The 18,394-nt window shown below is 37.2% G+C and carries 18 protein-coding genes; 11 read left to right on the forward strand and 7 right to left on the reverse strand.

Annotated features, from left to right (window positions below; genetic code table 11):
- Nucleotides 1-137: 137 nt before the first annotated feature.
- The 11 genes from H5203_RS05290 (at nt 138) to H5203_RS05340 (ending at nt 11,894) form a co-directional block, all read left to right on the forward strand.
- Nucleotides 138-1,127, forward strand: a complete 990-nt coding sequence (locus tag H5203_RS05290) for a flagellin (RefSeq protein ID WP_145239515.1) — start codon at nt 138-140, stop codon at nt 1,125-1,127.
- Nucleotides 1,128-1,554: 427 nt separating this feature from the next.
- The gene (locus H5203_RS05295; protein WP_145239512.1) at nt 1,555-2,532 is read left to right on the forward strand and encodes a flagellin; all 978 of its coding nucleotides are present in this window, start codon (nt 1,555-1,557) and stop codon (nt 2,530-2,532) included.
- A gap of 165 nt (nt 2,533-2,697) precedes the next feature.
- The gene (locus H5203_RS05300) at nt 2,698-3,687 is read left to right on the forward strand and encodes a flagellin (RefSeq protein WP_145239509.1); all 990 of its coding nucleotides are present in this window, start codon (nt 2,698-2,700) and stop codon (nt 3,685-3,687) included.
- Nucleotides 3,688-3,764: 77 nt separating this feature from the next.
- Nucleotides 3,765-4,199, forward strand: coding sequence for a flagellar protein FlaG (locus tag H5203_RS05305; protein WP_211183613.1), 435 nt, complete (start codon nt 3,765-3,767; stop codon nt 4,197-4,199).
- Nucleotides 4,200-4,230: 31 nt separating this feature from the next.
- Nucleotides 4,231-5,649: a flagellar filament capping protein FliD gene (fliD, locus tag H5203_RS05310; RefSeq protein ID WP_145239507.1), complete on the forward strand. Its 1,419-nt coding sequence runs from the start codon at nt 4,231-4,233 to the stop codon at nt 5,647-5,649.
- Between the two features lie 28 nt (nt 5,650-5,677).
- Nucleotides 5,678-6,106: a flagellar export chaperone FliS gene (gene fliS, locus H5203_RS05315; RefSeq protein ID WP_145239504.1), complete on the forward strand. Its 429-nt coding sequence runs from the start codon at nt 5,678-5,680 to the stop codon at nt 6,104-6,106.
- Nucleotides 6,096-6,395 (forward strand): hypothetical protein, encoded by a 300-nt coding sequence (locus H5203_RS05320; RefSeq protein WP_145239502.1) that lies wholly within the window; start codon nt 6,096-6,098, stop codon nt 6,393-6,395. Before fliS ends, H5203_RS05320 begins: the two co-directional genes overlap by 11 nt.
- A gap of 9 nt (nt 6,396-6,404) precedes the next feature.
- Nucleotides 6,405-8,486 carry a 6-hydroxymethylpterin diphosphokinase MptE-like protein gene (locus H5203_RS05325; protein WP_145239499.1) on the forward strand — a complete coding sequence of 694 codons (2,082 nt, stop codon included), beginning with the start codon at nt 6,405-6,407 and terminating at the stop codon, nt 8,484-8,486.
- Nucleotides 8,487-8,488: 2 nt separating this feature from the next.
- Entirely contained in the window at nt 8,489-9,796 is a 1,308-nt protein-coding gene (locus H5203_RS05330; protein WP_145239496.1) for a DUF4910 domain-containing protein, read from the forward strand.
- Between the two features lies 1 nt (nt 9,797).
- On the forward strand, nt 9,798-10,442 hold the full coding sequence (locus tag H5203_RS05335; protein ID WP_145239493.1) for a class I SAM-dependent methyltransferase: 645 nt from the start codon (nt 9,798-9,800) through the stop codon (nt 10,440-10,442).
- Nucleotides 10,443-10,514: 72 nt separating this feature from the next.
- Nucleotides 10,515-11,894, forward strand: coding sequence for an FAD-dependent oxidoreductase (locus H5203_RS05340; RefSeq protein WP_182819461.1), 1,380 nt, complete (start codon nt 10,515-10,517; stop codon nt 11,892-11,894).
- On the opposite strand, the gene H5203_RS05345 is transcribed toward H5203_RS05340, so the two are convergent.
- From H5203_RS05345 to H5203_RS05375, 7 genes are read right to left on the reverse strand one after another with little or no spacing between them, the layout of a single operon-like run.
- Complete coding sequence (locus H5203_RS05345; protein ID WP_145239485.1) at nt 11,876-12,706, reverse strand: AAC(3) family N-acetyltransferase; 831 nt, start codon at nt 12,704-12,706, stop codon at nt 11,876-11,878. The genes H5203_RS05340 and H5203_RS05345 overlap by 19 nt on opposite strands.
- Nucleotides 12,703-13,437, reverse strand: a complete 735-nt coding sequence (locus tag H5203_RS05350) for a hypothetical protein (protein WP_182819462.1) — start codon at nt 13,435-13,437, stop codon at nt 12,703-12,705. The genes H5203_RS05345 and H5203_RS05350 overlap by 4 nt, the downstream gene beginning before the upstream one ends.
- Nucleotides 13,430-13,687: a hypothetical protein gene (locus tag H5203_RS05355; protein ID WP_145239482.1), complete on the reverse strand. Its 258-nt coding sequence runs from the start codon at nt 13,685-13,687 to the stop codon at nt 13,430-13,432. Before H5203_RS05355 ends, H5203_RS05350 begins: the two co-directional genes overlap by 8 nt.
- A complete protein-coding gene (locus H5203_RS05360; RefSeq protein ID WP_182819463.1) occupies nt 13,687-15,144 on the reverse strand; it encodes an AMP-binding protein in 1,458 nt (485 codons plus the stop codon). Before H5203_RS05360 ends, H5203_RS05355 begins: the two co-directional genes overlap by 1 nt.
- 30 nt (nt 15,145-15,174) lie before the next feature.
- Nucleotides 15,175-15,894 (reverse strand): nucleotidyltransferase family protein, encoded by a 720-nt coding sequence (locus H5203_RS05365; RefSeq protein WP_182758298.1) that lies wholly within the window; start codon nt 15,892-15,894, stop codon nt 15,175-15,177.
- Complete coding sequence (locus tag H5203_RS05370) at nt 15,891-17,339, reverse strand: PfkB family carbohydrate kinase (protein ID WP_182758299.1); 1,449 nt, start codon at nt 17,337-17,339, stop codon at nt 15,891-15,893. Before H5203_RS05370 ends, H5203_RS05365 begins: the two co-directional genes overlap by 4 nt.
- Nucleotides 17,336-18,391 carry an alcohol dehydrogenase catalytic domain-containing protein gene (locus H5203_RS05375; RefSeq protein ID WP_145239471.1) on the reverse strand — a complete coding sequence of 352 codons (1,056 nt, stop codon included), beginning with the start codon at nt 18,389-18,391 and terminating at the stop codon, nt 17,336-17,338. The genes H5203_RS05370 and H5203_RS05375 overlap by 4 nt, the downstream gene beginning before the upstream one ends.
- Between the last annotated feature and the right edge of the window lie 3 nt (nt 18,392-18,394).

The following is an 18,394-nucleotide window of genomic DNA, read 5'->3' on the forward strand; positions in this document are numbered from 1 at the left end:
AAAAATTAAAAAAAAGCTAAAGGATTTTTTTGCTAGACCGATAACTTAATTAACCAAGCAAAGCGTTGAAAATAACAACCACTGCTTAATCTAGTAAGTTTGAGAGTAAATGATAAGTTTACTTCTGGAGAGACATCATGGCTTTATATGTAAATACAAATGTTAGCGCGTTAAACGCACAAAGACAATTAAATAATTCTGGTAATGCACTGGATACATCATTCCAACGTTTATCATCAGGTTTTCGTATTAACAGTGCGAAAGATGATGCGGCAGGTCTACAAATTTCTGACCGTTTAACATCACAAATTAACGGTTTGAACCAAGGTAACCGTAACGCGAACGATGGTATTTCACTAGCACAAACAGCTGAGGGGGCATTAGATGAAGTCACATCAATGTTCCAACGTGTACGAACTCTAGCACAGCAAGCCGCAAATGGTTCAAATACTGATGAAGACCGTTTAGCAATTCAGGAAGAAATCCGTTCACTATCTGAAGAGGTGAATCGTGTTGCTGCTGATACTACTTTTGGTGGGCAAAACTTACTTGATGGTACTTATGATGCTAAGTTTCAAGTAGGGGCTGATGCAGTGCAAACAATCGGCTTCAGCATGAAAGATATAGGAACAAATACGGCGAATACCGATGGTAGTGGTTATTCCATTGCAGGTCAGGGCGGATTTACACTTTCAGGTATTGCAGGTGTTGCAAGCTCTGTAACTGGAGATGGTTACAAAGATTTAGCTGCTGGTGTAAGCTCTATGGGGGGCGGTTCAACCGCTGCTTCAGCACTTACTTTTGCTAGTGTATTCACGGCTGATAAGATAAGCGTTTCATCACAAGCGAATGCACAAGCAGTATTTGCGGGTATGGATGCAATGATTGCTGTGGTTGATAAAAAGCGTGCAGAACTCGGTGCGGTACAAAATCGTTTTCAATCTACGATCCGTAACCAATCAAATATCTCTGAAAACTTAAGTGCTGCACAATCGCGTATTAAGGATACTGACTTTGCTCAAGAAACGGCAAACTTAACAAAAATGCAGATTCTACAACAGGCTAGCCAAACAATTCTTAGTCAGGCTAATCAACGTCCACAGGCTGCATTAAGTCTTCTAGGATAATTGGTTGGGAAGAGTCAATTAATTGACTAAGAATGTAGCGCCTTTGTCTAATGGGGTATTAACAAAGGCGCTGAAACGGATTGATAAAGCGGAGGTGCTTAAAAATCCTGTATTGTTCTAACATTTGTAAGAACATAATTGTTAAAGCACAAACTATGCCAATAGTAAGTGTTATACATACCCACTCTCAAACTTATCTTCAAAGGGCCTTATAGGCCCTTTTCTCGTTTTTTATAATTCAATGCAACTCTATCTATAAAGTTGGCCTAAAGATTGCTGAATACTTATTAAGTTTTTAAATTAACCTGCAAAGTGGCAGTTTTTTGCCCCAGGCCAACTTTAGTTTGCCACTGTAACGAGTCACTTTGTCAAAACACCATTCATTACAAGAATGGCTTTAATTTGACAGATAAGAAGAGAGTTTATTATGGCTTTATATGTAAATACTAATGTTAGTGCGTTAAATGCACAGCGTCAGCTATCAAATACGGGAAATGACTTAGATACGTCATTTAAACGTTTATCATCAGGGCTACGTATAAATAGTGCTGCTGATGATGCCGCTGGCTTGCAAATATCGGATCGTTTACAATCGCAAATTTTAGGCTTAAACCAAGGTAATCGTAATGCTAATGACGGTATTTCTCTAGCACAGACAGCTGAAGGTGCTTTGGAAGAGATTACTAATTCATTCCAACGAATAAGAACACTCTCACAACAAGCTTCGAATGGTTCTAATACCGATGAAGATCGCCTAGCTATCCAAGAAGAGATCAAGCAATTATCTGCCGAAGTAAACCGAATTGCCAGCGATACTACATTTGGTGGTCAAAACTTATTAGATGGAAGTTATTCGGCAAGTTTCCAGGTTGGTGCTGATGCTGTGCAAACGATTGGCTTTAGTATGCAGTCTGTAGGTGAAAATAGTGCCGGAGCTCCTAACTCAATTGTGGGTAATGATGGTTTTACGCTTTCAGGAATTGCGGGTATTGCAAGTGCTGTTAGTGGGAATGGTTACGGTGTATTAGCTGCTGGCATCAGCTCTATAGGCGGGGTTGCTGCTACAGCAATTACTTTTGCTGATATATTTACGGCTGATGGAATTACTGTTTCATCACAAGCTAATGCGCAAGCAGTGTTTGCTGGTATGGATGCATTAATTGCTGTTGTTGATAAAAAACGCGCTGAATTAGGTGCTGTACAGAATCGTTTTCAGTCAACCATTCGTAACCAAGCAAATATATCTGAGAATTTAGCATCAGCAAAGTCGAGAATTAAAGATGCTGATTTCGCCGCAGAAACAGCTAACTTAACGAAAAACCAAATTTTACAACAAGCGAGCCAAACAATATTAGGACAAGCAAATCAAAGACCTCAGGCAGCATTAAGCTTGTTACAGGGTTAAAATAGCATAACGTTGTTAAAAATTTATAAATAAAGCTAAAGTTTCCGTTTTATCTGACGATAACTGACTTAGAGAACTAAAAATCTAGGATTCTCAGTCTGGAGTAATAACAGGGTAGGGGTATCCCGTTGTTATTCTATTTAAAATGATAAAGCGGAGGCTATTATGGCTTTATATGTAAATACTAATGTGAGTTCATTGAACGCACAACGCCAGTTGATGAAATCTGGTAACTCGCTCGATACATCCTTTCAACGACTATCTTCAGGTTTTCGCATTAATAGTGCAAAAGATGATGCTGCAGGTATGCAAATATCGAATCGTTTAACTTCTCAGGTTAACGGTTTAAATCAAGGTAACCGAAATGCAAATGACGGTATTTCTCTTGCTCAAACTGCTGAAGGCGCCCTTGATGAAGTAACATCAATGTTTCAACGTGTTCGAACGCTTGCGCAACAAGCGTCTAATGGTTCGAATACCGATGAAGATCGTTTAGCGATCCAAGAAGAGATTCGTTCGCTATCAGAAGAGGTGAATCGTGTTGCTGCTGATACTACTTTTGGTGGGCAAAACTTACTTGATGGTACTTATGATGCTAAGTTTCAAGTAGGGGCTGATGCAGTACAAACAATCGGCTTTAGCATGAAAGATGTAGGAACAAACACGGCGAATACCGATGGTAGTGGTTACTCCGTTGCAGGTCAGGGCGGATTTACACTTTCAGGTATTGCTGGGGTTGCAAGTTCTGTTACTGGAGATGGTTTCAAAGATTTAGCTGCTAATGTCAGTACTATGGGGGGCGGAGTAACCGCTGCTTCAGCGCTTACTTTCGCTAGTGTATTCACGGCTGATAAGATAAGTGTTTCATCACAAGCGAATGCACAAGCAGTATTTGCGGGTATGGATGCAATGATTGCTGTAGTTGATAAAAAGCGTGCAGAACTCGGTGCTGTGCAAAATCGTTTTCAATCAACGATTCGAAATCAATCTAATATCTCAGAAAACTTATCTGCTGCTCAGTCTCGTATCAAAGATACTGATTTTGCTGCCGAAACAGCTAATTTGACTAAATCACAAATATTACAACAAGCAAGCCAATCTATTTTGAGTCAAGCAAACCAGCGTCCACAAGTAGCATTATCGTTACTAGGCTAGACGGTTAATTAGGTCATTATTGAGATATTGTCTCGATAATGACTTATACTTTGTTTGTATTTTGAAGGAGAGCTACTATGGCTGACTTAGGTGGAATAATTAAATCGAGTGAAAACGTCACCGCTAATTCATCTTTTACAAATAAAAATGAGTTAAACGAAGCAAGTAAAAAAGCAACTGTTGAACAAGCTGGTACAAAAATTGCTGGTAGAGAGCCCGCACTTGTTGATGATAGTCAGCAACTTGATTCTGAAAGTGAAAGAAAAGCACTGATCGACGAAGTGAAAGAAAACTTAGAGAAATTAAATAAATATATACCTGTGACGGCAACAAATTTGAAGTTTGAATTTGATGAGCAGGGCGATCCGCCAATAATCAAAGTGTTTGATAAAACAAGCGAAGAAGTTATTCGTGAAATTCCAACTGAAGAGTTTAGAGAAGTTGCTAAAGCTTTAGATGAATTTGCCGATAAACTTACTAGCAAAGGTTTGTTACTAAATCAAACCGTATGATATTTTTTGGAACAGATAGTAGGAGAGAAGTATGCCACTTATAACATCTGCAGGTATTGGATCTGGACTGGATCTCGAAAGTATCATTAAAGCAACTGTTGATGCCGAAAATGTTCCAAAAATGAATGCTTTTGCAAAAAAGGACAAGTCGTTAGAAGTTGAATTATCTTCAATAGGAGAGATCAAGTCTGCGTTATCCAAGCTACAAGACACAATAAAAAAGCTAGCAGATCCTGATAATTTCAATAAACGCATAGCCAATATTAGCCAACCGACTAGTGACGACGGCGATTTAATTGCTGTTACACCGACAAAAGATATTACGCCTGGTAATTTTAAAATTGAAGTTGTAGCACTTGCTCAAGGCAGTCGCGCAACGTCAAACGATGCCGTACCTCCTTTGTTTACATCTACTGACGATGTGGTCACTGCTTCTGGAGGCACCTTGTCATTTGCTGCTGGAGACAAAAGCTTTGATCTAACTCTCGATGCAGGTGCAACATTAGCTGATTTGCGTGACGCAATTAATGACTCGGATGATAATTTTGGTGTAACAGCAAATATAATAAATACTGGTACAGAGTCAAAGTTGGTTCTTACTTCGAGTGTAAGTGGCGCTAATAATGATTTGGTAATCACCAATGATAATGCTGAGCTTGATAATGTATCCACTGATGCTAATGGTGGAGCTCCTAATAGCGGTGGTATTGGTATAGCAGATGAAAATAAAGCAAAAAGCGCAGTAATTAAAGTTGATGGTATTGAGATTATTAATGACACAAATACCTTTAAAGATGCTGTGCAAGATATGACGATCACTGCTAAACGACAAAGCGTTGATGGAGAAACGGCAAAGTTGGCTGTTAGCTATGACCGTGAGAGCGTTACAACATTAATTGATGAATTTATTGCTAATTATAACAATGCTATAGGGCAGCTAGGTCTGCAATCGAGAGTCGGTAAACCTTTAAATAGCGATGCAACCATTCGTACTTTGAGCTCGCAAATGGTCAATATGCTTTCTACAAATTTAACGGATGCAGGGCCTTTCACAAGTATTTTCGATATTGGCTTGGGTGTTGACAAGAAAGGTTATCTAGAAAAATCAAGTTTAGTCCGTAGTTTAAATACAGCAATGGATGAGAATTTTGATGATATCGGAAAGGCTTTTGCTGGTGAAAATGGTGTTGCTAAACAGTTCGAATCTTTTTTAGATAATTACGTAAGTTCAAAAGGTATTTTAAAGCAAAGAGAAGATAATTTAAATACACAGGTCACTGATTTAGAAGATGATGTGCTAAAGCATGAATTTAGAATGACCGAATTAGAAGGCAGACTTAGAAAGCAATATGCGGGCTTGGATGTATTACTGGCGCAAATGCAATCAACACAACAGTACTTAGGAGCGCAGCTTGCAAGCTTGCCTGGATTTACAAGAAACAAATCATAAATGAATTTTGATTTAAAAGGGTTTTAATATGTATAACGCCAAAGTAAAAAATTATCAGAAAGAAGCACTCAAGACCCGTGTTGCCGGTGCTGATCGCTATGAAATAATTCAAATGTTAATGGCGGGTGCGATTGAAAAAATGGTGATGTCTAAAGTTGCTATTGAAAGAAAACACATGGAAGCGAAGGCCGAACATTTATCTAAAGCGACTGCTATTATTGAAGCCTTAAGGGGCTGTTTAGATTTTAAAGTTGGTGGTGAAGTGACTGATAATTTATATGCACTTTATTCTTATATGATAGATCGCTTAGTTGATGCAACAATAAAAAATGATCCTGCAATTGTTGACGAAGTATCTAATTTATTAAAAGAAATAAAGTCTGCTTGGGATGCTATTCCTCATGATGTTCGAGAAAAAACACTTAGTGAAAATGGTATAGATGCTAATGTCGGCTAGTTTATTGTCTCAGTTAGTCCCCGATTTGTCAGTAATTAATCAATATTTAGCTGAAGGTGATATAGAGTCAGCTCAAAGCAAGTTACTATCAATTGATAGAACATTGAAAGCACTCTTTGCCTCACCTGAGAACCTTAGCGAAAACGATATGTTATTTTTATCGGATTTTTCAATTAAACTGAATACTACGGTATTAGAAATAAGCCTCAAAAAACAGCAGGCTGCAAAAGAACTTGGTGTTCATATTAATACGCAAAAAAAAATAAATGTGTATAAAAATATCAAGTAGGTAACCGACATGATAAAGAATATAGATATTAATAACGAGCTTGAGCACATCTCAGAAAAACTTGAAAAAACTATAAAACATCAAGAAAGAGAGGCGATTTTTGCCACCGAAGCAAATGAGCGATTTGAAAAGAATTTTGAGTGTTTTGCTGATTTTTTCCCTGATATAGCAATAGCAATAAAAAACTTTAAAACCAAAAATGACTTTTGCTTACATGTTACAGATTCTGGGCATGGTAATTTTATACCAAGTGGTGGAAGTACTTTACTTTATTCACAAGACCCAATGGCCCAAACTAAAAAACAAATACATATGCAAACTTCAAACCCCGCGTTCAGTTTTACTGATTACACGGGCTATCCAGAAAACGATGATGATACTCGTATTCATATTCGATACATGACCAAATTAACTCAATTTATGAAAAATGTTAGGGCTGAAGATAAGCCTCGACTAGGTAAATTACCCTCTTCGTTTCCTTCTGCTATTATTTTTGGTATTGGACTCGGTTATCATGTTCCGCTTCTTTTGGAGCAAACTCAATTTGATTATACCTTTTTAGTTGAACCAGATTTTGAACAATTTTTTGCGAGTTTATTTTGCACTGATTGGTTTGAAGTTATAAATAAAGTCGATGCTGATGGGGGATGTCTATTTTTTCACTTAGGTGTAGATCATGAATCCTTTATAACGGATATTGAAAAAATAGCTGAAGATATCGGGGCGTTTTCCTTAGTTCGTAGCTTTTGTTATCAACATACACCAGGGGTTGAATTAAACGATTTAATTAAGCAATGGAGTAATGATTACTTTCGGTTTCAGTTTGGTCATGGTTTCTATAACGATGCAATAACAGGTCTAGCCCATTGTATCCACCATATTCGAAATAAAGCTGCGTTACTAACGAAGACGGCCCAGGAAATGGACTTTGATACGCCTATATTTATCGTTGGTAATGGTCCATCACTGGATGAGGCTGAAGTTTTTTTAAAAAATAACCATCAAAAAGGGATCGTAATTGCTGCGGGAACGGCCATAGCGTCATTATATAATAAGGGTATCCCAGTTGACTTCCACGTATTAGTTGAACGGCCATATTCGAACTACAAAATTTTTGGTGATATTTTCCCTGCTGATGAATATAAAAAAGTGAATTTGTTGGGTCTGAATACCTTATATCCCGATACCAATAAACGTTATAAATGGGCAGGAATAGCGGGAAAAGGTAATGAGGCGGGGACATGTTTAATGGAAGTTTTATGTCTTACCCATATATATCAAGGCTTGCCGCTAATTCCTTTTTGCAACCCTGTTGTGGCAAATGCAGCTCTTTCATTTTTTTTACACATGGGGTTTCGTAATATTTATCTGTTTGGTGTTGATAACGGCAAACAGTTATCTGGTTCTCATCATAGTAAAGATAGCATCTATAAAGTAAATAACGATGATGATACGCTAGGGTATACATGCTTAGAGTTCGATGGAAGATTGTTGAAAGGGAACCTAAGTGAGAGTGTAATAACAAATGATTTGTTTTTTGTGGCTCATGTGCAATTGGAGAAATTGTTAGCACATTATAAAGTAACAAGCTGTATTAATGTTGGTCATGGTGCCAAGCTTCAAGGGGCTATTCCGACAGCGGTAGAACATTTGATAGATATAGAAAGAGAGATAGATAAAGATCTGGCTATAAGCAATATAAAGAATGATTTTTTTACAGAATTGCCAATCGATGATGTTGAAGATAGGTTTATTGCTATTGATAAGCTTGAAGAGATCTGTGAACATTTATTATCAATTATTGATGAGAATATTACTGGACGTGCCACTGCGGCTAAACAGCTACAGCGTCAAGCAAGATATGTTTATTCGTTAAAAGGCACTACTCTTGGGCACATTTTTCACATTATAAAAGGCTCACTGTTATATTATCACTGCCCGATGATTACGCTTTTGTATCAATATGAAGACGAAGTATTTTGTTTAGAAAAATATAAACAGCTAAATAAGTTATGGAAATGTTATATCCAAGAGATAATGGCTGATTATAAAATCCACTATGATGAAAAATGTGACTTAGGAAAGGAATAATAGTGACAGATTACCAAGAATCAGAGGCTTTCTACAGTGAGTTATTTGATGAGCTTTTCCCTATCCTTCGTTCTATAACAGGTCCAGGCTTACGACAAAGTTATAGTATTCTCTCTCGGTATATGCCGCTTAATATTTCTTCAATTACTTCTGGTGAAAAAATATTTGATTGGACTGTACCTCAGGAGTGGCATTGTGAAGATGCTTATTTATTAGGGCCTGATGGAGAGAAAATTGCTGATATGCAACGATTGAATATTGAGGTCGTTAATTACTCAGAATCTGTAGAAAGAGAGCTTAGCCTTGAAGAGCTTCAAAAGCACTTATATAGCCTACCTGAGCAGCCAACGGCAATCCCTTATGTTACTAGCTACTATAAAAAGCGTTGGGGTTTTTGTATCGCTCATGAAATACGTGAACAACTTAAAGAGGGAACATACAAAGCTGTAATTAAGAGTCAGTTTGTAGATGGTTCGTTGGATATCGGCCAATCAGTTTTAAATGGTGAATCTAAACAAGAAGTATTATTAAGTTCATATCTATGTCACCCATCAATGGCGAATAATGAGCTGAGCGGCCCTTTAGTTCTTTTAGGCTTATTTAATCGTATTAAAAAATGGCCAAAACGTCGTTACTCCTACCGTTTTGCATTACACCCTGAAACAATAGGTAGTTTAGGATTGCTTCATTTAATGGGGGAGCATTTTAATGCAAACATGGTTTCTGGACTGGTTATTAATTGTATGGGTGGAGAACCTGAAAAATTAGTTTTTAAACATAGTCGGAATGATAATGGTATGCTAGATAAACTTCTATATCATCTAAATCAACATGATTATAACCATGAAAACATACAATTTAGTCCTTTAAGTGGTTCTGATGAAAGGCAATATAATTCTCCTGGCTTTCAATTGCCAGTGTGCTGCGTTAGCCGTAGTTTTCATTCTGGCTACCACCAGTATCATACTTCCCTTGATACTAAAGCGTTTATGGGAATAAAACCACTGCTTGATAGTATTGATAAATTAGAGAAAATATTTTTGGCGTTTGAACAAGCTGCGACTTTTGAGAATACACTACCTTTTGGTGAACCTAACTTAGGTAGTAAAGGGTTGTATCCAACGTTAAGTTTTTTTAGTAAAGAGCGTGTAAGCCAACTCGATGAGCTTAATCACATTAAGATGTTATTAAATTATAGTGATGGAGAGCATGACTCTATTGATATTGCGGATAAATATGGATGCAGTGTTTTAGATATGGCGTCTGCAATTGACAAGCTAGAGCAACAAACACTCTTGGTCATGAAGTGAAATGGGTAATTGGCAGAATATTTATCAGCAGGGCAGGCAATTAAATAAATACCCTTATGATGCAATCGTATCATTGGTGATGCGATTAAAGCGCACTAATTCAAGTTTAAGCGCATTAGAGTTAGGCTGTGGTGCTGGAAATAATATCGTTTTTATGGCTGAAGAGGGAGTTGATGTTGCTGGTATTGATATATCTTCAGCTGCTTTAGATTTTGCTCAAGAGCGTCTAACAAGGTTACAACTTAAAGCTGATTTAGTTAATGGTCATTTTACTCAGTTGCCTTGGCAAGATAATTCGTTCGACTTAGTGATAGACAGAAGCGCTTTAAACTGTGTTCCTCGCTCAGATATTTTAGTTGCCCTTAGTGAATCTTACCGAGTGTTAAAACCAGGTGGTTGTATATTTTCTATTATGTATGCTGATGCTCATCCTGCATTTATAAACTCAGAATATCAGCATGATGGGTTTGCGCGACAATTTTCGCCGGATTATTTCTCTGACATTGATGGCCTATTTTTTGCTTCTAAAGCAGATGTTTGCGAACTATTCAGTAAATTTACAATAACGCAGCAATCGTATGATGTTTCTTATGATCAGAACGATAAGATCACTTCTGCACAAAGAAGTATCGTTGCATATAAATAATCTATTGCTCAAATTACGTAATCATGAGTGGTTATTATATAGCTACTACTTAGTAGTTTCTGGAGAATTATTATGCGAGATTCAGCTATCGTTGTTGGTGGTGGGGTATGTGGTTTAATGGCGGCATTACTGCTCAAACAGTCTTTTAAAAAAGTTACAATAATTGAGCAAAGTGAGCGTGTTGGGGGATTATTTCGTTCTATAAAAGATGAGTTAGGTGCATATTATGATATGGGATCACATATACCGAACGCAACGGGCATAGAAGCGCTTGATACTCTGTTATTTGGCGAGCTAGAAAATCGTGATTACTATTGGCATGTAATAGAAAAGTTGCAATCTGGTAATTACTTTGCCGATGAATGGGATTTAAACTCTCCGTTTCCAGATAGTCACAAACTGCCAAGCGAAGAGTATTATCAAGGTTGTGCTGAGCTTATTCAAGCAACGTCCTCTAGTTGCAATCCACTGATACTTCCTTATTGTGAAGAAACATTGGGAAAAACGTTTACCCAACATATCATCACGCCTATTTTGTACAAGCTATATGGCAAGCACACAGATTTAAACACTTTAACAATGGCTGCAGGATTATTTGGCTTTACTCGCATACTTGCTTTTGAGCCCGATGTTGCAAATGCACTGAAAAATATCCCTACTTTTGATGCTAAAATTGGATATCAAACGCAAGCGCATTTTCATGAACGACAAACTAAAGACAACTCAAAAACCCCAAATTACTTTTATCCATTAGAAAATAAAGGGATTGAGGCTTGGGTTGAGTATTTAGTAACTAAACTTAAAAGCGCTGGAGTTGATATCATACTTTCTTCATCAATAGAAAAGATAGAAACTAATGAGCGGCAAATCACGGGAGTAAAGCTTACTAATAAAACAGAAGTCCTTGACGGTCAGTTGTTATTTTGGAGTGCCCCTCCATTTATTGCTTTAAAAGCATTAGGCTTACCTTTAATTTATAACAAGCCAGAACTTAGAACCGCTATTGTATTTCACCTGAATTTTGACTTGCTTTTACTTGACCAAAAATCGCATTATTTATGGGTGTGGGATCATCAAACGGATATATTTAGGTTGACGTTATACCCTAACCTCAGCACTAAAAGTCAGCATGCGAACTTGTCGGCAGAAATATTATGCAGGCCAGAAGAGGTGGAGCAGTATGACGTGGATGAAATTGTGAATACATTAAAGAAAATGCAAGTTGTCGGCCAAGATGCTACATGTATCAGTCATATTAAACAGGTCATACATGGCACTTTTCCTGTGCCAACTTTAGAATTTGAAAAAAATAATCAAGCTAATTTTGATACATTAAAAAACAGTGTCGATAATATGATTATTTCAGGCAGATCAGGCGGTAAACAATGGCGACAAGCTGATGTACTTGTTGCCGCATATAACGATATAAACAATTATTTATCGACAGAATAAGAGACTTCTTTTCCATTTTCAAAACGATATAGTTCAGATGGGTTACAGTTGAGCAATGCAAATTGGTTATCAGCAACAAAGTCTTTTACAAAATGATAAAGTTCTTTCATTTTTATTGTATAGATAAATGATCTTCCAAGTTGGGCTTGTTTCATAACCCCTGATTTTAATAATACAGTTTCTAATTTGGAATAGTCTTCCCTATAGGCATTATTTATAGGGAAGCAAAAGTGGTAAAAAGTACCGTTTGCTTCTTCTCCATTTGTGAGTGTTGTCACACCGGTAAAGGGCTTATTAAAACGATAGTTCAAACCTAACATTGCTTCTATTTGAACAATCACCGTGGCGACTCTAAGACCAATGCCTTGCAGTACAAGCACTGTATCTTGTTCTATTAACCTACTAAACGTTGAGTGCTCTGCAAAGGCATAATATTCAGGCTTTTTGGGTAAACAAATTTTTGCCGCATCAGGGCCTAAACCGCATATAGAGAACAAAGGGTGTCCAGAGCGTACTACATTTTTTTGTTGTCTAAACCACTCAGGCCAATACCCTAAGACACATTTTTGTGAGCGTAAATCTTCTTTGCGACTGCGTGGAAATTGATAATTAAACGCTGGCATAAATATATTACCGTTATCACCAACTGCAGTTTTAAAGCAGTTTAGGAGCGCCTTAGGCACTTCTTTTACTGAGTGATTTTCTATAGCGCCAAGTGTAAATAATGAAGAATGTATAAACACACTGTCATTCATGTTGATACCAACTGAATGTAATGTTGCAATAATTTGTTCTTGGCTGATACTTCTCACAAAAAGTCCTCATTGCCGAAAGCTGCTTTAACTTCGTCGTAGATAGTATCAATTCTTTTTGAAAACGCGGGATCTTTCCAAGGCTTGCCTGACAGAATCATCCATTCATATTTAGCAATAAACTTTTTTTTCTGTGATTCATCTAAGGTATCAATGAAGCCCCCCATTTTTTCTTTGAGGCGGTCTACAAGTTCCTTTAAACATCTAAAGATAAACACAACTTCCGGATCACGTAACAGTGGTTTCATAGAAACTGTAAGTTCACGTTTCAACTTTATGGCTTGCTCTCTAACTAGCGTACACTTATGGTTATTATCAGGATCACGGTAAAAAAGATCCATTAAAGCGGAGTACTCAAAGTCAATAACAGTACCAAACGCATCTACTATTGGGAAATAGGGATATATTCTGCAAACTAAGGGTCTGTGTCCATGGGGTTCGCATAAACCGCCACATTGGCAAGAGAGCAAATAGATACTGAAGCTTTTACCGTTTGAAAGCGTAAATGTACGCTTTTTAGCAGGTGTAGTAAGATTTTTAATACCGCCAATAGATTTATAGTACTCATACTCATTTTCGAGAAGAGGTAAAGATACACCACTTTTGTCTAGGATATTAAAATGCTCTCCGTAAAAATTTTTACAGCAGTAGCCACCGCATGTTTTCCAACACTCTGGGGCATTCACATATTCCGTATTATATATTTCTTGCCAATTCACTTTGTTAGGCATTAGTAGACTCACTAAGTAGCTTTATTAGGCCACTGTAAGATGTAAATTGCACAGGGTCAGCTTCTTCGAAATCAATATCAAGGTTTAAGCTGTTTTCTATTTCCATTAACATACTAATAAAATCAAGCGAATCTAAAAGACCTAAACTTATTAAACTATTTTTTTTATCTAATGATATGAGTATGTCCTGACCATGCTTTTCTATTAATTTATTATTGATAGCTTGTTCAATCGAATTTGTTAAGCTCATTATTTCTCCATCATGGTATGTAGGGCGCTTTTATCAATTTTACCATTACTATTTAGTGGCATGGAATCGATCCATATGATCTTTTTAGGCACCATATAACTAGGCAACTGCTGCTTTAAGTAATTAATTAGCATTTGTTCAACTTCTTTATCGGCTGGATTACAAATAAATAAAGTCAAACTTTGAGGTTGTTGCCTCGGAGTTGCGATAGTGTGTACTAAAGGGTTTGATAAAAAGTCTTGTGCTAATGTATTTACTTCAGATAACTCAACACGGTATCCCTGAATTTTAACCTGGTCATCTACACGGCTGATATAATGGAATATCCCCTTATTATCACACTTTACCAGATCACCACTACGATAATAGATAATATTATTTGTTGTAAGTAAGCATTGCTGAGTTTTAATACTATCATTCAAATACCCAGAAAATACTTGAGGCCCCGAAATCAAAAGCTCACCTTGTGCATCTAAATCAAAGCTCATGTTTTTAAGTGCTTTACCCAGGGGAATATAGCTACTATCACTATCATCATTACAATCAAATACATATCTACTGCATGCTATTGTAGCCTCAGTTGGTCCGTATAAATTAATAACCTTGCTGTTTGGTGCTGCTTTTTGCCATTGCAGAGCGAGTGTTCTAGGTAAGGGCTCACCACAAAACTGACTCACACGAAGGCTAGGATAGGCATCATTTTTAAGCATTCCTAGTTTAGCCATAATTGATGCAGTAGAAGGGACACTAAACCACACTGTAAGCCCGTGTTGTTTAATGAATTTACCTGGCGCAAATATAGCGGTTTCAGGCACTACATAAAGACAAGCACCTTGCAGCCAAGTAACAAATATATCATGCATGCTTAGATCAAACGTTGGATCAAATACTTGGCTTACCTTATCTGTATTACTGAGGGGTAAAGACTCACACATAGTATCAAGATAAGACTTAAGATTCGCAATGCCAATAGGCACACCTTTTGGTGAGCCTGTAGAACCTGAAGTAAATAAAACATAAGCGATATTGGATAGGCTGCGAGCTTGTAGTGATTTAGTTGATACAATGCTTTTATTGACTATATCGTCCAAACATACAAATACTCTATCTGGGAGTGCTTTTATTAATGCTTGGCTGATCGACAAATATTTTTTACTGTATAAAACATACTTTAAGTTGCCTTGCTTTATGATAGAAGCCAATCTAGCTATTGGCAGTTTTACCCCAAGCGGTATAAATGTTCGTGAATCTAAAGCGCAGGCAAGTACGGCGCTATAATAGTGAGTATCTCGGTAACTTAAAATTCCAACTTGCTCAGCTTCACTTATTTCGCTCGTGTTAATATTATTAGCGTAACTTGCAAGCTGTTTATAAGTAATGTATTGATTATCAACAAAAATTGCAGGAAGTTTTGCATGGCTTGCAATGCTGTTTTTAAGTTTTTCAGATAACTTCACTTTATATCCTAGTTTTTATTTATCTTAATATTAAGCAGGTTTGTTGATAGCCAGCAATTCAGTTTGAAGTTTATTATAAGCTTGTGGAGTGCCTATATCTATATATCTCAGATGGGTTTTATAGCTATAAAGACTGCCCAATAATAAAGGCACCATGTCGTGGCTAATTTCATAGAAGCTTTCCTGTTTAAAGTGTGAAAAGTATTTTTCATACACACCTTCAGAGAATAAAAACAGTGCACCGCTTGCTAGATTACTTGGTGGATTAGATACTTTTTCATGAAACCTTTGGATTGTATCGTCTGAATCAAGTTCAACAATACCACATGAGGAGGGAGAAGCCGATTCAAAAAGTAAAAGCGTAGCATCACACTTTTTAGGCCTTTTGTTATGGGCTTCTAAAAAACGAGTGAGGTTATCTTCACAATAGTTATCAGCATGAATGACCATTGTGGGACTACTCCGCCAAAAGTCTTTATTACTAATCAAAGTGCCGCCGGTACCGAGTAATTTTGTCTCTCTAACAATTGTTATTTTATCACGGTATTCGGAAGTTGATATAAATTCTTCAACTTGTTCAGCGAAATAATGTACATTAATGAGTATGCCGTTGACACCAAGTTTATCGAGCTTTTCTAACCAATAAGCCAATAAAGGCTTGCCATTAATAGGCACTAAACATTTTGGAATTGTATTAGTCAAAGGTTTTAACCGAGTGCCTAATCCTGCTGCTAGCAATATCGCTTTCATATATTTTTGAATGACTCCAGTACTCGTTGCTGGAGCGTGTTAAAAGACAGTGGCTGATTTCCTAGTGTATCTACTTGGCAAGCGGCTGCAATACTTGCAATATAAAATGCCTGCCACGGTGTCGCACCTGAGCACAAAGCAAGGCTACTGGCAGCTAAGAAGCAATCACCAGCTCCCGCAGGATCAACCGCATTACGGTTAATCGCAGGAAGCATATCATTTTCCCATTGGCCATTTTGATCTGGTAGATGGATAAAAATACCTTCTCCCGCAAGGGTAATAACCAACGACATCGGATTAGCTTTTTCACACAGTTTTTGCGCTAAAATAGGTAGACCATCATCAATGTTATTCAGAGCAACACGGACTTCTTTTTCTGTTGGTGTTATTAGCATCATATCTTTATAACGGGCAATGTCACCAACTTGAGAAGAAGTTTGGCTGTCTGCGACAACACGTACATTGTTTTCTTTGCATAAAGCAATGACTTTATCGACCAGAGTTTGAGGTAATAATCCATAATTAAAATCAGAAAATACCAGTAAATCGAAGTTGTTAATACTACTTTCAAGTTGCATGTATAAATCGGTTTGAATTTCTTTAGAAATTTTATGCTGTCGAACTTGATTGACCCTTAGAAGTGTTTTATTCCCAGCTCTATATCGTGATTTTAATGGTGTAGGGCGACTGCCATCATCGAAAAGTATAGTATCAATATTGTATGCGTTAATATGATTTTTTACGTAATCAGCTTTATCATCTTTGCCAAGTACCGAGAAAAGCGTAACTTGATTAGCTCCTAGCCCTTTTATATGACCTGCTGTAATTGCTGCTCCGCCTAAAAATGTATCCGTTCTATCTGGTGTCATCACTATGGTAGGATCCTCCTGAGATAAGCCTACCGCAGTACCTTGGATATATTCATCGACGATTATTTCGCCAATTACAGCAACACGGTTTTCACTAAACTGAGAAAATACCGTATTGATTGATTGATAATCAAACTGATGCCTTGTTGCATAACTTTGGCATTTTTTGTAATCAAAGTTATGACCATGGCTTATTGTTCTTGTAATATATTGTTCGGAATTAGATTCGAACTCACCAGAGCCAAAAATAAGCTTTCCTCCGTACATTTCAACAAGAGCATGCTCAGGATTGTGCCTACTTTCAAACTCTTTACCTTTCACGACAATATGAGGCTTGAGGCTCTTTACGGTTTCTGCTGGAGTTAAATCTGATAAAAATGCTTCATTCACACATTCGAGGGATTGAACCATCTCTAGGCGATGTTGTTCGTTTACCCGACTCTTTAACCCCATAGATTTGTCGCTGTTAACAGCAACAATTAGTTTATCACCACACTCTTTTGCAAAACGAAGTAAGCGAATGTGGCCAGGGTGTAAAATGTCAAAATTTCCTTGAACAAGGACTTGCTTATTCATACTTCAATATTCTCAAAAGTAATGATGGCTCTGGTAATTTCTCTTCGTTCGAGCGCCGATATTGCTTCATTGATTTGATTCAAAGAATAGCGATGGCTTATCAAAGAATTAATAGATATTTCAAGTTTTTGAATAATATCTGCAATCGATTTTAAATCTTTGTCTGGATTACAATTACCTCCCCAAGTTCCAAAAATTTGCTTTCCACAAATTAGTTGATGAGGATCTAACTTTATAAAATCGCCAGTTTTTGGATGTGAGGCAAAATAGCATTTACCGCTGTTATGTATATTATTAAAAGCGAATTCTATGGTTTCACATAGTCCAGCACTCTCAATAGCATAATCAAAGCCATTAGGGTGTTGCTCTTTGAGTAAAGCTAGGCTTGCTTCTTCATATAAATAAGCTTCATCGGCGCCTAGTTGTAGTGCTAAGTCACATTTAGATTGTTCAATATCTACAACTATGATTTTTTTTGGTCTGAAATGTTTAAGCATTAATAGTGCACTTATGCCTATACCACCTAGTCCGATTAATATCACATTACTATTAGAGTGTGGTTGTATCTGGTTTAGAACCATACCGGCTCCTGTGGGGAGGGCGCAACCGAGTAAAACAGCTAACTCATTTGAAATACCTTCAGGGCAAATGGTTACTCTATTCTCAGATATAACAGAGTACTCTGAAAAAGTCGTAACTGGACCTGCATTGATAATTTGACCCTCTTTGCTAATTAGATGTGTCCCACCGGAATCGATTCCACTGCCTTTTAGCCAACCAAGAACGACACGATTTCCTTGTTTAACCTTGGTAACACTATTGCCAACTGCTATTACTTCACCTACACCTTCATGACCCATTAAGTGGGGCAAATACTTGTCTTCTCCTCTAAGGCCTTTACTCTCCATCAGCTGGCTTCTACACAAGCCAGCCATATGCATTTTCACCAGAACTTGATTATCTTTCAAATACGGTATTTTTAAATCGAGTAGTTGAAGGGGCTGCTCTATATCTATTAATACACCTGCTTTAAAATAAGTTGGAATATTCATATT

It is taken from the genome of Pseudoalteromonas sp. SG41-1 (genome assembly GCF_014164575.1).
GTDB classification, from domain to species: Bacteria; Pseudomonadota; Gammaproteobacteria; order Enterobacterales; family Alteromonadaceae; genus Pseudoalteromonas; species Pseudoalteromonas rhizosphaerae.

Excerpts from the sequence above, each read along its gene's own strand:
- H5203_RS05290 (WP_145239515.1), top strand. The coding sequence starts at position 138 with ATGGCTTTATATGTAAATACAAATGTTAGCGCGTTAAACGCACAAAGA.
- H5203_RS05295 (WP_145239512.1), top strand. The coding sequence starts at position 1,555 with ATGGCTTTATATGTAAATACTAATGTTAGTGCGTTAAATGCACAGCGT.
- H5203_RS05300 (WP_145239509.1), top strand. The coding sequence starts at position 2,698 with ATGGCTTTATATGTAAATACTAATGTGAGTTCATTGAACGCACAACGC.
- H5203_RS05305 (WP_211183613.1), top strand. The coding sequence starts at position 3,765 with ATGGCTGACTTAGGTGGAATAATTAAATCGAGTGAAAACGTCACCGCT.
- fliD (WP_145239507.1), top strand. The coding sequence starts at position 4,231 with ATGCCACTTATAACATCTGCAGGTATTGGATCTGGACTGGATCTCGAA.
- fliS (WP_145239504.1), top strand. The coding sequence starts at position 5,678 with ATGTATAACGCCAAAGTAAAAAATTATCAGAAAGAAGCACTCAAGACC.
- H5203_RS05320 (WP_145239502.1), top strand. The coding sequence starts at position 6,096 with ATGTCGGCTAGTTTATTGTCTCAGTTAGTCCCCGATTTGTCAGTAATT.
- H5203_RS05325 (WP_145239499.1), top strand. The coding sequence starts at position 6,405 with ATGATAAAGAATATAGATATTAATAACGAGCTTGAGCACATCTCAGAA.
- H5203_RS05335 (WP_145239493.1), top strand. The coding sequence starts at position 9,798 with ATGGGTAATTGGCAGAATATTTATCAGCAGGGCAGGCAATTAAATAAA.
- H5203_RS05340 (WP_182819461.1), top strand. The coding sequence starts at position 10,515 with ATGCGAGATTCAGCTATCGTTGTTGGTGGTGGGGTATGTGGTTTAATG.
- H5203_RS05350 (WP_182819462.1), bottom strand. The coding sequence starts at position 13,437 with ATGCCTAACAAAGTGAATTGGCAAGAAATATATAATACGGAATATGTG.
- H5203_RS05355 (WP_145239482.1), bottom strand. The coding sequence starts at position 13,687 with ATGAGCTTAACAAATTCGATTGAACAAGCTATCAATAATAAATTAATA.
- H5203_RS05365 (WP_182758298.1), bottom strand. The coding sequence starts at position 15,894 with ATGAAAGCGATATTGCTAGCAGCAGGATTAGGCACTCGGTTAAAACCT.
- H5203_RS05370 (WP_182758299.1), bottom strand. The coding sequence starts at position 17,339 with ATGAATAAGCAAGTCCTTGTTCAAGGAAATTTTGACATTTTACACCCT.
- H5203_RS05375 (WP_145239471.1), bottom strand. The coding sequence starts at position 18,391 with ATGAATATTCCAACTTATTTTAAAGCAGGTGTATTAATAGATATAGAG.